This is a genomic window from uncultured Pontibacter sp., from assembly GCF_947502515.1.
GTDB lineage: Bacteria > Bacteroidota > Bacteroidia > Cytophagales > Hymenobacteraceae > Pontibacter.
Genome location: NZ_CANNAI010000002.1, coordinates 874,346 through 888,532 on the forward strand (window position 1 = coordinate 874,346; position 14,187 = coordinate 888,532).

7 protein-coding genes are annotated in these 14,187 nt (G+C 53.3%); 5 read left to right on the forward strand and 2 right to left on the reverse strand.

Annotated features, from left to right (window positions below; genetic code table 11):
- Positions 1-52 precede the first annotated feature (52 nt).
- From Q1A54_RS08515 to Q1A54_RS08525, 3 genes are all read left to right on the forward strand, one after another.
- Positions 53-3,232 carry an efflux RND transporter permease subunit gene (locus tag Q1A54_RS08515; RefSeq protein WP_299986721.1) on the forward strand — a complete coding sequence of 1,060 codons (3,180 nt, stop codon included), beginning with the start codon at positions 53-55 and terminating at the stop codon, positions 3,230-3,232.
- 84 nt (positions 3,233-3,316) lie between these two features.
- Positions 3,317-3,559 (forward strand): acyl carrier protein, encoded by a 243-nt coding sequence (locus Q1A54_RS08520; protein ID WP_007660653.1) that lies wholly within the window; start codon positions 3,317-3,319, stop codon positions 3,557-3,559.
- 545 nt (positions 3,560-4,104) lie between these two features.
- Positions 4,105-4,575 carry a YbhB/YbcL family Raf kinase inhibitor-like protein gene (locus Q1A54_RS08525; RefSeq protein ID WP_299986724.1) on the forward strand — a complete coding sequence of 157 codons (471 nt, stop codon included), beginning with the start codon at positions 4,105-4,107 and terminating at the stop codon, positions 4,573-4,575.
- Here Q1A54_RS08525 and Q1A54_RS08530 read toward each other — a convergent pair.
- Positions 4,562-5,857 carry a hypothetical protein gene (locus tag Q1A54_RS08530; protein WP_196117634.1) on the reverse strand — a complete coding sequence of 432 codons (1,296 nt, stop codon included), beginning with the start codon at positions 5,855-5,857 and terminating at the stop codon, positions 4,562-4,564. The two genes, Q1A54_RS08525 and Q1A54_RS08530, sit on opposite strands and share 14 nt — an antisense overlap.
- Before the next feature lie 275 nt (positions 5,858-6,132).
- Between Q1A54_RS08530 and Q1A54_RS08535 the strand changes: the two genes are divergently transcribed.
- Both Q1A54_RS08535 and Q1A54_RS08540 read left to right on the forward strand, forming a co-directional pair.
- Positions 6,133-11,226 carry a translocation/assembly module TamB domain-containing protein gene (locus Q1A54_RS08535; RefSeq protein ID WP_366915799.1) on the forward strand — a complete coding sequence of 1,698 codons (5,094 nt, stop codon included), beginning with the start codon at positions 6,133-6,135 and terminating at the stop codon, positions 11,224-11,226.
- Positions 11,227-11,239: 13 nt separating this feature from the next.
- Positions 11,240-13,618: a BamA/TamA family outer membrane protein gene (locus Q1A54_RS08540; RefSeq protein WP_299986728.1), complete on the forward strand. Its 2,379-nt coding sequence runs from the start codon at positions 11,240-11,242 to the stop codon at positions 13,616-13,618.
- Positions 13,619-13,682: 64 nt separating this feature from the next.
- Here the strand turns inward: Q1A54_RS08540 and arsC are convergent, their stop codons facing one another.
- Positions 13,683-14,024, reverse strand: coding sequence for an arsenate reductase (glutaredoxin) (gene arsC, locus Q1A54_RS08545; protein WP_299986730.1), 342 nt, complete (start codon positions 14,022-14,024; stop codon positions 13,683-13,685).
- Between the last annotated feature and the right edge of the window lie 163 nt (positions 14,025-14,187).

The window sequence follows — 14,187 nt, forward strand, 5'->3', positions numbered from 1 at the left end:
CCAAAAACGAGCGAAGACGCTCGCGCTATTAAAGCATTAAGAACATTTAGAAATGAACATAACCAAAATATCTATACAGCGCTCAACCTTGGTGGTAGTGGTCTTCACGGTCCTCACACTACTGGGTGTTGCGAGTTATAGCGCACTAAACTATGAGCTTCTTCCGAAGTTCAACCCGCCGGTGCTGACCATCTCTACCATCTACCCGGGTGCCTCGCCTAACGAGGTAGAGAACTCAGTGACAAAAGAGATTGAGGAAGCCTTGTCGGCACTTGAGAACGTGAAAACCATGCGTGGCACCTCCCTGGAGAGTTTCTCCATTATTGTGGTGGAGTTGAACCAGGGAACCAACGTGGACCTGGCCCTGCAGGACGCCCAGCGAAAGATCAACACCATCCTGGCCAATCTGCCAGATGATGCGGAGTCGCCGACGCTGAACAAGTTTGACCTCGATGACCTCCCGATCATTAAGATGGGGGCCACGGCCAACATGTCGCCAACCGAGTTCTACGACCTGATCGACAAGAAGATCAAGCCGGAGCTGTCGCGCATACCCGGTATGGCCGCCATCAAAATTCTGGGTGGCCAGGAGCGTGAGATCAAGGTAAACATCGACGCCAACAAACTGGAGGCCTATAACCTCTCTATCCTACAGGTACAGCAGAAGATCCGCAACTCCAACCTCGACTTCCCTACAGGTAAGATCAAGCAGGAAAGCGGTCAGACACAGATTCGTTTGGCTGGTAAGTTTTCGTCGCTGGACCAACTGCGCAACCTGATTGTGCGTGAAGATGCCAACGGCATTGTACGCCTTGCTGACGTAGCCGAAGTACAGGACACGCAGAAAGACATTGAAGTACTGACCCGTGTAAACAGCAGCCCGTCTGTGGGTATCACCATTCAGAAGCAGTCGGATGCGAACGCCGTGGAGGTGAGCCGTCTGACAAAAGAAGCCCTGGCTCAGTTGGAAACAGACTATGCCGACGTGGGCCTGAACTTCAACATTGCCAACGACTCCTCCGACTTTACACTGGAGGCAGCCGACTCGGTACTGCATGACTTAATGATTGCCGTAATTCTGGTGGCCGTAGTGATGTTGCTTTTCCTGCACTCGTTCCGAAATGCGGTGATCGTCATGATCTCTATACCTGCCTCTTTGGTGGCGACCTTTATTTTCATGTACCTGTTCGGTTACTCGCTTAACCTGATGTCGCTGCTGGCACTCTCGCTCGTGGTGGGTATTCTGGTGGATGACGCCATTGTGGTAATTGAAAACATTCACCGCCACATGGAGATGGGCAAAAAGCCGGCGCAGGCCGCTTACGACGGTATCCGCGAGATTATGGCGACGGTTACGTCCATCACACTCGTAATTTCGGTGGTGTTTATACCGATTGCCCTTTCAGAGGGTCTGGTATCGGACATTCTGCGCCAGTTTGCGGTGGTAGTGGCCGTGTCAACGATGATCTCGCTTTTCGTAGCCTTCACGCTGATTCCACTTTTAGCGAGCCGTTTCTCACGCTTGGAGCACATTTCGGATAAGAACATCTTCGGACGCTTCATTCTGGCATTCGAGCGCGTTCTGGACCGCATTATCGATGGCTTTACTGCCGCTTTGAAGTGGGCCTTTAACCACAAGCTGATTACACTGGGCGTGACCATGATCTTGCTGGTTGCCTCCTTTGCACTGGTGCCACTCGGCTTTATCGGGTCGGCCTTTATACCTGCCGGTGACCGTGGTGAAGTAAGCTTGCAGCTGGAGTTGCCAAAGAACGCGACGGTAGAGCAGACCAACTTTGCTACACGCCAGGTAGAGCAATACCTGGAGGGCTTCCCGGAGGTATCGAAAGTATTTACTACCGTAGGTACTACCTCTTCGGCACAGCAGGGCCAGAACACGGCCTACAAAGCAGAGGTATCGGTAACGCTGGTAGACGTGAAAGAGCGTACCTTCAGCACCGACCAGTTTAGCCGCCAGGCCAAGGCAGACATTGAGAGCAAACTGCCAAACGTGGAAGTGACGCCAGTGCCGGTAGGTCTGGTAGGTAACTCACAGGCCCCGATCCAGCTGATCATCTCAGGTTCTAACCTGGACAGTGTGATGGCTTTCTCGCAGCGTGTAATGGGTGTGGTAGAAAGTGTGTCTGGTACGGCCGACGTGGAAATGTCAGTAGAAGGCGGTAACCCGGAGATTGAAGTAGTGGTGGACCGCGACAAGATGGCCAACGTAGGCCTGTCGCTGGAGAACGTGGGTGCCAGCATGCAGTTGGCCTTCAGCGGTAACTCCGACGTAACCTTCCGCTCTGGTACCGAAGACTACGACATCAACATCCGCCTCGACGAGTTCGACCGCCGCAGCGTAACCGACATCGCCAACCTGTCATTCGTGAACAACATGGGGCAGCTGGTGCGCCTGGGTCAGTTTGCCGACATCCGTCAGTCTACCGGTCCGTCGCAGCTGGAGCGTTACAACCGTGTAACTTCCGTGAACGTGAACTCGCAGGTAATTGGTCGTCCGTCTGGTTCGATCGGTGCCGAGATTCAGGAGAAACTAGCCGAAGTGGAAGCGCCGAAAGGCGTAAGCTACGAGTTTGGCGGTGACATGAAAAACCAGAGCGAAGGTTTCGGTACGCTGGGCGTAGCCTTGCTGGCCTCGATCATCTTCGTGTACCTGATCATGGTGGCCCTGTACGACTCGTATGTATACCCGCTGGTGGTACTGTTCTCTATACCTTTGGCGATCATCGGTGCCTTGCTGGCCCTGGCACTGGCACAACAGGCACTGAGTATCTTCTCCATCCTGGGTATTATCATGATGATCGGTCTGGTAGCCAAGAACGCGATTATGGTGGTCGACTTTACCAACAAACTCAAAGACGAGGGCGTGGAAGTGAAAGAAGCCCTGATCGAAGCGGTAAGAATCCGTTTCCGTCCGATTCTGATGACAACCCTGGCGATGGTGATCGGTATGTTGCCGATCGCGTTGGCGGGTGGTTCGGTAGCCGCGACCAAAAATGGTCTGGCATGGGCTTTGATCGGTGGTTTGAGTTCTTCCATGTTCCTGACCCTGATTGTGGTGCCGATCATCTACTATGGCTTCGACCGCATCCTGGCTAAGCTTGGTATGGACAAGAAGACGGTAATCCATCTGGAAGAGAAGTCACTGGAAGAGCTGGAGCACGAAACCAAAGAGCTCGAAGAAAGAAAGATGGCGCACGAGTTTGCGCACTAAGATATTCCCCCTCCTCCTGCCCGATATAAGGCAGGAGGAGCCTGGTGGAAAGCGTGAAATAAATTACCCTTTATTTATAAACATATGGCAGATCCTAGAACTACCTTATACAAAGAGGTAATCAATCTGGTAAGCAGATTAAAAGCAATCGCCCCACATAAACTTTCCGGCCCCAAAGGACTTTGGGAAAATGGAATGGATATAGTTGACGTGGTAGATATTATACTGGCAGTAGAGAAAAAGTTTGATGTCGTGATCCCGGATGAAGTACCGGTGTATTCGATTGATGATCTGGTGAACTACCTGCAGCTAAGAAGAGCGAGTTAGTTAAAAGAATTTCCCATTTGATACATGCCAAAAAGGTGCAGGACTTTATCCTGCACCTTTTTTTATGCTGTAACAGTTCCGCACAAAACCCTCAACTGAAAACAAAAACAGTAATTTATTTATAGCTGGTAGCGATCATACTTCCGGGTTTTTCGGTCTTCCTTGCCATACATGTAGTACAACAAATACCCCACTGCATAAATCGCCAGTACTGTTAAGATGATGAATTTCTCCATAACCGCATGCTTTTTTTATCCGAGTTGCCTTATATACGAAAGTTAATAGGTTCTGGCTAATTCTCAATAGTTTAAAGAAAAATCCTGGTAAAATTTATCTAACCACCCTTGTTTAGCCTTATTCAGGTAACAATTATGCCTATTTAAGAAGATTATTAGTAAAACTATACTTTTATTTATTTAAAAACTCAACCTTTATAAAAAAACTAAGTTACAATATAAATATAAATACCGATTATACGCTCCTGCCATGTTCACCCTGCCTCCCGGACAGCAATCTCATTCATACTATACAGTAACTGAAACTTTATGCAGTCGAGAACCCAAGGAAAGCTATACCTCACAAGTCCTGCCTTTTCGCAGGGGGAGCGAATACCGATCCGCTATACCTGCGACGGTGAGAACATCAGTCCGCAGCTCGAGATCAGGAACTTGCCAAAGTACACGGAAAGCCTGGTAATCATCGTGGAGGACCCCGACGCACCACGGGGCATCTGGACACACTGGCTGGTATGGAATGTGCCTCCTACAAACCTGATCGAGGAAGGGGTTGTGCCTGGTATACAGGGGACCAACGATTTTGGGAAGCTGCATTATGGCGGTCCCTGCCCGCCACAGGGACTGCACCACTACTATTACAGAATTTACGCCCTGGATGTGATGCTGAACATCAAAGAAGGCACCGGCAGGCAGGCACTACTCCGTGTGATAGGTCCGCATGTACTCGCTTTGGGCGAACTGATGGGGGTGTATAGCCGCTACAATGTTATGATGGCATAACTGGATGCCACTGCGCCATGTGCCGGGCATGGGTGTGCAGGTAGGCGCCGGGTTGATAGAACTTGTCATAAAAAGCCAGATCCAGGTGATGCGCCTGTAGGTAGGTGCAGATAAACATAGAAGGCACCGTACCCGGAAACTTGCCGAAGGTGTCGAACACATACTGTGCCTGCAGCGCCACGCACTCCCGGAATGACTCATCGTGTACCTGGGCCGCTCCCCTAACCTTAGCACTCTCCCGCCAGGGTCCAGGTGTTGCCGGATCAAAAGGTCCCTCCCTTCCAAATTTTCGCTCACACACGGCCTCCACGGCAGCCCGCATATCCGGATAGTGAGGCGGACAATAGCCTTCCATTATACCTGACAGCCCGGTCGGATTGGGGTATGGCCAGCGTTCATCTGTATCGTAGCGAAAGCCGAGCCCTTCCACACCGGCCACACCGCTTGCCCCCAGCACACTTAAGGGGTCTATGCCATCATACATCCAGCCACCCAGCCCCATAGCTTGCAGCAGCAACGTCCCTGCATAGCAGGAAGTAGCCATTTCCGCGCATACCTCGGCAAGTGATAGCTGCTCTACAAAAGTGATGGGCCACACATTGTTCACATTCACCAGGTTTTTGAATTGCGCTATACCTGGTACTGCCTGCTTGTGGATGTCATCGTAAAGTACGAGTCCGTTTTGCAGCATATAGCAGATTGCTAGCAGCACGTGCTGGGCCAGGTCGGCTACGGGTATCACCAGGAGCGTACCGGGCTTATTGGTGACCCAGGTGTTATGCGCTTCCACAAAAGGCACTTCGGAGGGCAGTTTCAGGCGGCTATTCTGCAGCTTTTTGATGCGACTTCGCAGTGCCTGCACCACTTCATCCAGATCCAGGGATCCGTCCGCCGCCCTGTCTGCTGAGGCCGGCGCATCCCGGTTGTCTACGACATACACACCGGAGTCGTCAGTGAAGAAAGTCATGGAGGTATGGAAGCCGGCAGCTGAGGGAAAAGTACGCCCTCCTGCTGCAGCCGCATAGTTGGAGAGATGCGGCGCATAACGCTGCGCTCGGTAGATCATGTTGTGCCAACCCGTGTTGCCGGCACAGGCCGTCACCACGAGCAGTTTCTCCAGTTCAGAGAGGGGCATCGGCTCCTTTTCCGATTTGTAGGCAAACACGCCATCAGGGATTTCCGCCCCCATAAAAAAACGACGGGAGCGACGGCCCAGTAAAGCCTCTACCAACCCAAAACCCAACATATCCTTAAAACCCGGAGGTATAGCAGACTCATCCATGGCCATACACAAAAAAACCAACGTTTTATTGTACTCAAACCTCATTCAGTTAGTTGATTTTTAACTACTTACATCACACCACTTACTAAATATACCTACCTTCTTCCTGCCAAGGGCCAAAACAATAGCTGCCGCATTCTTGTAACCCTACTATGGCGTACCAAGGCATGTGCCATAGTCATTAGTAAAAAATTCTATCCTTGTTAGCAATCTTTCGTAAAGTCAAACAGTAAAACTAACTCCATATCGCATCAGCTAAACATATCGGAAAAACCATTGCCAAGGTGATACTCTGGTTCCTTGCCATTGTAGTGGGCCTGCTATTGCTCATCATCATCGCTTTGCAAATCCCGAAAGTGCAGAATTTCGCAGCTCAGAAAGGGGCCTCATACCTGGCCGGCATGCTGGACACCCGCGTAGAAATCGGGCGTTTTAAAACAGACTGGCGCAATGCCGTTGTGCTGGAGGATGTATACCTGGAAGACCAGCAGCAGGACACGCTCTGGTACAGCCAGCGCCTTGGGGTGGACATCAAACTTTGGTCACTGCTGAGCGGTGAGCTGAATATCAGCAAAATAGACCTGCAGCAGGCTACCCTCAACCTGCACATCCGGCCCGACTCAACTTCCAATTTCGATTTTCTGGCGGAGGCCTTCGCGACCGACACCACCGCAGCTCAACCCGCCGACACAACTGGAGGAATGCAAATAGACCTGGGTCTGATTAACCTGGAGAATGTATATGTCAATTTCAACGACGAGGCAGGCGGCAATCACATCAGGGCCAGAGTAGGCCAGCTCACCACCACTATGGAAGAGCTCAAGCTGGAAGAGGAGATCTACCGTCTCGATAATATTGAGTTGCGAAACACAGGTATAAATTATGTGCAAACCAAGCTTCCGCCTGACGAACCCTCAGAGCCCATCACCTTTGACTTTGGTCTGAACGGTGTGGAAGTTGAGAACTTTGCGCTGAACTATGCAAGTATACCCGCCGACCAACGCATTGAGCTCAAGCTGGGAAAATCAGAACTGGCAGTAGACAATATTGACCTGCCCAATGCCCGCATTGACCTGCGCAGCTTCGACCTGCACGACTCAAAGGTGCTCTATGTGCAGGAAAAGTTGAAGCCAACTGACTCACTGGCGGTGAACCCGGCAGAAACAGTGCGTAAACTGGACGAGTCGGTAGAGAAAACACAGGGACAGCCCGTGAATTGGGTGGTGAACCTGGGCAAGCTGAACGTAAGCGGCCTGGAGGCAGGTATGGACAATGCCGATGCGCCACGACAGGCCCGTGGTATGGACTACAACCACCTGCGCTTCTCCAACATCGAAATGGATGCGGAGGAGATCAGGTATAGCCTGAACCAGATGGGCATGCAGCTCAACCAGCTCAAGCTTGAAGAACAGAGCGGCTTCCGGGTCAATAATTTCCAATCGGATATCACGCTCGACTCCACTCATGCCCGGCTGGCTAACCTCGACCTGCAGACCGGACACAGCCGCATCAGCAAGGACCTGGCCCTGCGCTATACCTCCTGGGACGATCTGACCGATAACCTGGACGCTGTTCGACTGGATTTGGACATCGACAACTCACGCATCGGTATGCAGGATGCCCTGTACTTTGCACCTGACCTTGCCGATAACCCATCGTTCCGCAAAATTGCGAATACTACGATACGCCTTGACGGTCGTGCGCAAGGGCGTCTGGACAACATCAACATACAGCAGCTGCAGGTGGCGGGTCTGCAGGGCACTGCCGTAAATGTGAGCGGCAATGTGCGCAATGCGATGGACCCGGACCGGCTGGCCATGGACCTCGACATCAACCGCATGGCGACTACCCGCACCGACATCCTGGCCCTCGCTCCTCCGGGCACGATTCCGCCTGAGATCAGAATCCCGAACAACCTGAGCATGACGGGCAGGTATAGCGGCACCCTCACCAACTTTGATCTGAATGCAGCCATCAACAGCTCTTTTGGCAACCTGAACGCCGTGGTGGACATGGACCAGGGACCGGCCGGAGCTGAGCCATTCCGGGCGACGGTCAGAACGTCAGGTTTTGACCTGGGGCAGCTCTTTACGGAAGACTACGGCGTGGGGCGTGTGGCTTTTGAGGCTACCGCGAGAGGAACTGGATTAACTCCAGAAACCATGCGCGCCGATGTACAGGCCCGCATCAAAGAAGCAAACTACAACAACTACGCCTACAACAATGTGGATGTGGATGCCCGCATCGACCGCAACCTGTACCATGTCGCAGCCCGCGCCCGAGACGAAAACCTGAACTTTGACCTGAAAGGCGACTTTAACCTGCGCAATGAAGAGCGGGGTGAGTATGTCTTTGACCTGGACCTGAAAGGCGTAGACCTGAAAGCCCTCAATTTTTATGAAGATGACCTGGGCATCAGGGGCCAGCTGCGCGGTCGCTTTGCCGGTAACGATGCCAGTGACATCAGCGGCACATTGGAAGGCGATAACGTGCGGGTGCGCCTGGAGGGTGTCTCCTACCCAATCGATTCGCTCCAATTAACCCTGCAGCAGAATATGCCAGGTACAGCCATTGCACTTAACTCCAGCATAGCGGATGCCGATATGCGCTTTACCAACGATCTGGCTGAGCTGCCCACTGCACTCGCCAAGCACTTTTCTGCCTACTTTGATCTCCAACCCGACCCGCCTTTCCCTGCTAACCTGAACCTGGGCGACTTTGAGGCTGAAGTACAATTGCGCCGTCCGGATATCATTGCCTCTTTTGTACCTGACCTGGAGCAATTGCAGGTCGATGGTCCAATCACAGCCTCCTACAACGGGGAAACGCAGGAATTCGCTATGGATGCCAACGTTGGACAGGTAGTCTATACCGACTACAACATACACGATATAGCCCTGCAGGTACGGGGTAACCGGGAGCAGATGGGCTACAGCCTCGGCGTGCGCGAGATCCGGTCGCCTTCGCTGCTGATCAACAATGTCAGCCTGGACGGAGCTGCCCGCGACAATGACATGACCCTGCGACTGGCCATGGCTGACCTCGACAGCGTGGAGCAGTTTGTGATCGGCGGTGTGCTCAACAGCCTGGGCCCGGGCTACCGTTTTGCCATTAACCCGGAGCAACTGGTGATCAATGGGGACCCCTGGTCTGTACCGCAGGACAATTACCTGCAGTTCGACACCGATCTGCTTTACGCCCAAAACGTTCGGCTGGAGCGCAACGGCAATTACGTGCTCCTCAATAGCACGGGTCCTGTTGGTCCGAATGCCCCTTTGCAGGTGGAGTTTGGCAATTTTGAGATCGGCTATATCATGGAGTCTTTCCAACAGCAGGACAGCGTGATGACCGGTGTGCTGAACGGTACCGCCACCGTCACTGATCTGATGGCCGGCAACCCGGGCTTCACGGCCGACATGACCCTGTCCAACTTCGCCTATACAGGTATACCGGTAGGAGATATTGCCCTGAAAGCAAACACGGCCGGAGAAAACCGCTACAACCTGGACATAGCACTTACCGGCAACGGCAACCAGGTGTTGGTGACTGGCTTCTATGAGATGCAGCCCGATGCTAGCCTGCTCAACCTGGATGCCAATGTGGCCAATCTGAACCTGGCCTCGTTCGGGGGCTTCACGCAAGGTATGGTAGACGATCTGGACGGCAGTGCCTCCGGCAAAATGCGCATTACCGGTACATTGGAGCAACCAAACATTCGCGGGGCGCTCGACTTTAACCAGGCACAGTTCAACCTGACGATGCTCAACACGCCCTATACCCTTCAAAACGAGCGACTGGAGTTTACGGAGCAGGGCATCAGCATGCGTGACTTTACCCTCACCGATTCGCTGGGCAACACCCTCGACATCAACGGCCGCATCCTGACGCAGAACTATACTGACTATACCTTCGACCTGCGTGCGCAGACAGATCGCTTCCTGGCCATGAATTCCACCGCCAATGACAACGACCTGTTCTATGGCAATGTGCAAATGGCTTTGAAGGCCAATATCACCGGCAGCATGATGGAGCCGAATATCGAGGTATTTGTCACAGTACTGGACAACTCTACTTTTACCACCGTAATACCCGCCGATGATGTGGCCGCAGCGGAGCGGGAGGGTGTAGTAGAGTTTGTTGCTCTGAACGATTCCCTTACCGCCATACTTAGCCGTGAAGAAGAGGATAATACCACCAGTGCGGGTTTTGTGGGTGCCAACGTCGATGCGCAGATCACGGTGACAGATGCCACGACCATCACGATTGTGATAGACCCGACCACGGGCGACAACCTGGTCGTGCGTGGCAGTGCCTCCCCGCTCTACATCGGCATTACGCCAAGCGGACAGATCAGCATGAGCGGCCGCTACGAGATCACAGAGGGCAGGTATAGCATGGACTTCTATGACCTGGTATCCCGGCAACTGGACATTACCCAAGGCAGTTACATCAACTGGACCGGCGACCCGATGATGGCCGACATGCAGATCACGGCGATCTACCGGGTGCAGACTGCCCCCATGGAGCTTCTTGCAGCCCAGACAGGAAGTATGGAGCAGGCAGATAGCCGCTTCCGAAACCAGTTGCCTTTTGAGGTGTATGTGAACCTGACAGGTGAGATGCTGCAGCCGGAAATCGGCTTTGACATTCAGCTGGAAGAAGAAGAACGCGGCGCCATGGACGGCAGCGTAGAAAGTATGCTCGGCACGCTGCGCCAGGATGAGTCGGAGATGAATAAGCAGGTGTTTGCGCTGTTGGTGCTGGGGCGCTTCCTGGCCCCTGATCCATTGGCCAGCTCTGGCGGCGGCCTGGCAGCGACTGCCCGCAACTCCCTGAGCCAGGTGATGTCGGATCAGCTGAACCAGCTTTCCAACCGCTATGCCGGCGGTCTTGGTCTGGAGCTGGGCGTGAGCTCGTATGAAGACTATTCGTCCGGCTCTGCCGAAGGACGCACCGACCTGAATGTGGCTATGCGCCAGCAGTTCCTCGACGACCGCCTGACCGTGCGCGTAGGTACCGACATAGGACTGGAGGGACAGCGTGAGCCACAGCAGCGCAACATGAGCGGCTTCGGTGGCGACGTGTCCGTAGAGTACTCCATCACCAAAGACGGCAGGCTGCGGGTGCGCGGCTTCCAGCGCAACCAGTACGAGGGCTTTTTGGAAGGCGATGTGCGGGCAACCGGCCTGGCGCTGATCTTTGTGCGCGACTACGACAACTTCTCCGACCTGTTCCGCAGCCTGGAGAGTCGCGAAGCCCGCAAAGAGGAGCGCCGTATGGAGGAAGCCATCAAGTTCAATGAGCGGGAGAAGCGCAAGGAAGAGCAGGAAGCCGAAGAAAAAGTAGAAGAAGTCATCAAAGAAGAATAGAAACAAACCCTATATGACAGCAGCTTTACGCTATACCCTGTTTGCTTTATGTCTGGCGTTGAGCTGGGTATTGCCCGGTTGTAGCAGCACGAAGACAGTACCAGACGGAGACGCCCTATTTGCAGGTTTTGATGTTAAGATAAATGATGAGCAGGATAGCAGTAACCGCAGCGGCGAACTGGAGACTGAACTGAGTGCCACGGTACGCCCGCAGCCCAATGCTTCTATACTTGGCATGCGTCCTAAACTGTGGATCTACAATGCCTTCTATACCGAGAAAGAGAAGGGCCTGAAAAACTGGATCCAGAACAAGATCGGCGAACCGCCTGTGCTGCTTTCGGAGGTGGACACCTCCAGCATCAATGATGTGATGCAGGCCCGCCTGCACAACCGGGGCTATTTCCACAACTCCGTACAGAGCGACACCACCATCAAAAAGAAAAAAGCCTCCATCACCTGGACCGCCACCGTGCACGAGCCTTACCGCATCCGCAACATTTCGTATACCGCCAGCGACTCGCTGCCCATACATGCTGAGATCAGGCGGATGCAGGAAAACTCCGTGCTCAAAAAAGGAGAGCCTTACGACCTGGATAAAATGATAGCGGAGCGTGCCCGCATCGACCAGGCCCTGAAGAACAGGGGCTACTACTTCTTCGCTCCCAATATGCTCATCTTCAGTGCCGACACCACGGTAGGCAACAAGGAGGTGGATGTGCTCCTGCGCCTGAAGCAGGATAGCCCTTCCCAGGCGCTTCGTCCATACCGGATCGATGACATTTTCATCAACTCCAACTTTACCATCAATGACAGCCTGTCGGTGAGCGACACCCTCCGTTTCGACGCCTACAATTACATCCCGAACGAAAACTACGTGCGGGCGAAGCATGTGGTGCCGGGCCTGTTTCTGGAGAAGGACAGTGTATACAGCCGCCGCAACCACCTGCTTACCGTGAGCAGACTCTCTGGCCTGAGTGCCTATAAGTTTGTCAACCTGCGGTACGAGCTCGACACGCTGAAAGAAGACCGCCTGGATGCATTTGTTTTCATGACGCCGGCACTGAAAAAGTCGCTGCGGGCAGAGGCGCAAATGGTCAGCAAATCCAACAACCTGGCCGGACCGGGCGTCACGGTCTCTTTCCGTAACCGGAATGCGTTCAGAGGGTCTGAGACGCTCACGCTGGACCTGACAGGCCGCTTTGAAAACCAGGTAGGCGGCCGGCGGGTGGTCAGCGGTTCCGAAGAAAACCCTGAGAATCCGGCCGGATTGAACTCTTACGAACTTGGGGCGCAGGCCTCCCTTACCTTCCCCCGGCTGGTGGCGCCTTTCAACCTGCCCAACCTGCGATCAGCCTTTGTGCCCAAGACGCGCATTACGCTGGGCTACAATTTCCTGAACAGGGTGCAGTTTTTCCAGATGAACTCCTTCAACGCCTCCTACGGGTATAACTGGCGTCCGAAGCAGACGATCACGCACGACTTCACCCCGATCAATCTGCAGTATGTGCGCCTGGGAAAACAAACACCTGAGTTTGACTCATTGCTTACCCGCAACCCTTTTCTGCGCAGCAGCTTTGAGGAGCAGTTTATCATCGGCTCCATTTACCAGCATACCTTTAGCACCCTGGCTCTTGAGCGGAAAACGCACCAGTTCTTCAACGCCACTACACTGGATGTATCGGGCAACCTGGTAAGTGGTGTGCAGTCGCTGCTGGGCAATGAGAAACGCGACGACGAGGTGGACCCGCCGGTGCCTCCCCGCACGATATTTAACCAGCCTTACTCGCAGTATACCCGCATCGACAATGACTTCCGCTACTACCTCAACTTTAGCGAGCAGAGTCAGCTGGCTACCCGACTGATAGCCGGTGTGGGCTACCCTTATGGCAACTCCCGCACCATGCCGTATGTGAAGCAGTTTTCGATCGGCGGGCCGAACAGCATCAGGGCCTTCCGGGCACGTAGTATTGGGCCGGGCACTTACAACGTACCGGACGAGCAAGCCTTCTCCTTTTTTGATCAGGTGGGGGATATCAAGCTGGAAGCCAATGCTGAGTACCGCTTTCCGATCTTCGGCTTTTTCAGAGGGGCTGTGTTTGTGGACGCCGGTAACATCTGGCTGATCAACGAGACCTACGACCAGGATGGGAATCTGGACAAACCCAAGTTCCAGGCAGGCAATCTTATCCAGGAGCTCGCGGTGGGCACCGGCTTCGGCCTGCGAATTGACATCGAGTTCTTTGTGATCCGCTTTGATCTGGGTATACCGGTACGCGTGCCCTACCTGCCGCAGGGCGAGCGTTTCGTCCTCGATGATTTCAAGTTCGGTTTCAACCCCGGCCCCGGCGAACACGGTGTCGTGCTGAACATCGCCATCGGCTATCCTTTCTAAGGCAAGCAGGTATAGCAGCAGGTATGAGGTATAGCCGCTATACCTTATACCTGTCAACTAGCTGTTAAAGAATCTCAAGCACCTTTTCTGGTGGGCGCCCGATAGCTGCTTTGTCACCTTTCACCACGATAGGGCGCTCGATCAGGATCGGATTTTCAGCCATAATTTGTAGCCACTCATCGTCGGTATAACTCTTACCAGCGTACTGGTCCTTGTATACCTGTTCGCCTTTGCGCAGCACCTGTTCTGGCTTCAGGCCCAGCTTCTGCAGCACTGCTTTCAGTTCCTGTGCGGAAGGTGTGTCCTTCAGGTATTCCACCACCTGGAGCTCCTCTCCTTTTTCGCGCAGCAGCTCCAGCGTCTGGCGGCTCTTGCTGCATCTGTTGTTATGATAGATCGTAACCATCTCTAAAACTTGATTTGTTCAAAGATACGTAAAAGCAACTACAAGGCTAAAGCAGCCCCTTTACCTTCATTTCGCCAAAAAGCTTAACTTTGCAAAAAAGAGAGCCCGACCGGGGCATCCGTTTTATTTCACTTTAGTAACCAACCTTTCTATTTCCTAATAA

Excerpts from the sequence above, each read along its gene's own strand:
- Q1A54_RS08515 (WP_299986721.1), top strand. The coding sequence starts at position 53 with ATGAACATAACCAAAATATCTATACAGCGCTCAACCTTGGTGGTAGTG.
- Q1A54_RS08520 (WP_007660653.1), top strand. The coding sequence starts at position 3,317 with ATGGCAGATCCTAGAACTACCTTATACAAAGAGGTAATCAATCTGGTA.
- Q1A54_RS08525 (WP_299986724.1), top strand. The coding sequence starts at position 4,105 with ATGCAGTCGAGAACCCAAGGAAAGCTATACCTCACAAGTCCTGCCTTT.
- Q1A54_RS08530 (WP_196117634.1), bottom strand. The coding sequence starts at position 5,857 with ATGGATGAGTCTGCTATACCTCCGGGTTTTAAGGATATGTTGGGTTTT.
- Q1A54_RS08540 (WP_299986728.1), top strand. The coding sequence starts at position 11,240 with ATGACAGCAGCTTTACGCTATACCCTGTTTGCTTTATGTCTGGCGTTG.
- arsC (WP_299986730.1), bottom strand. The coding sequence starts at position 14,024 with ATGGTTACGATCTATCATAACAACAGATGCAGCAAGAGCCGCCAGACG.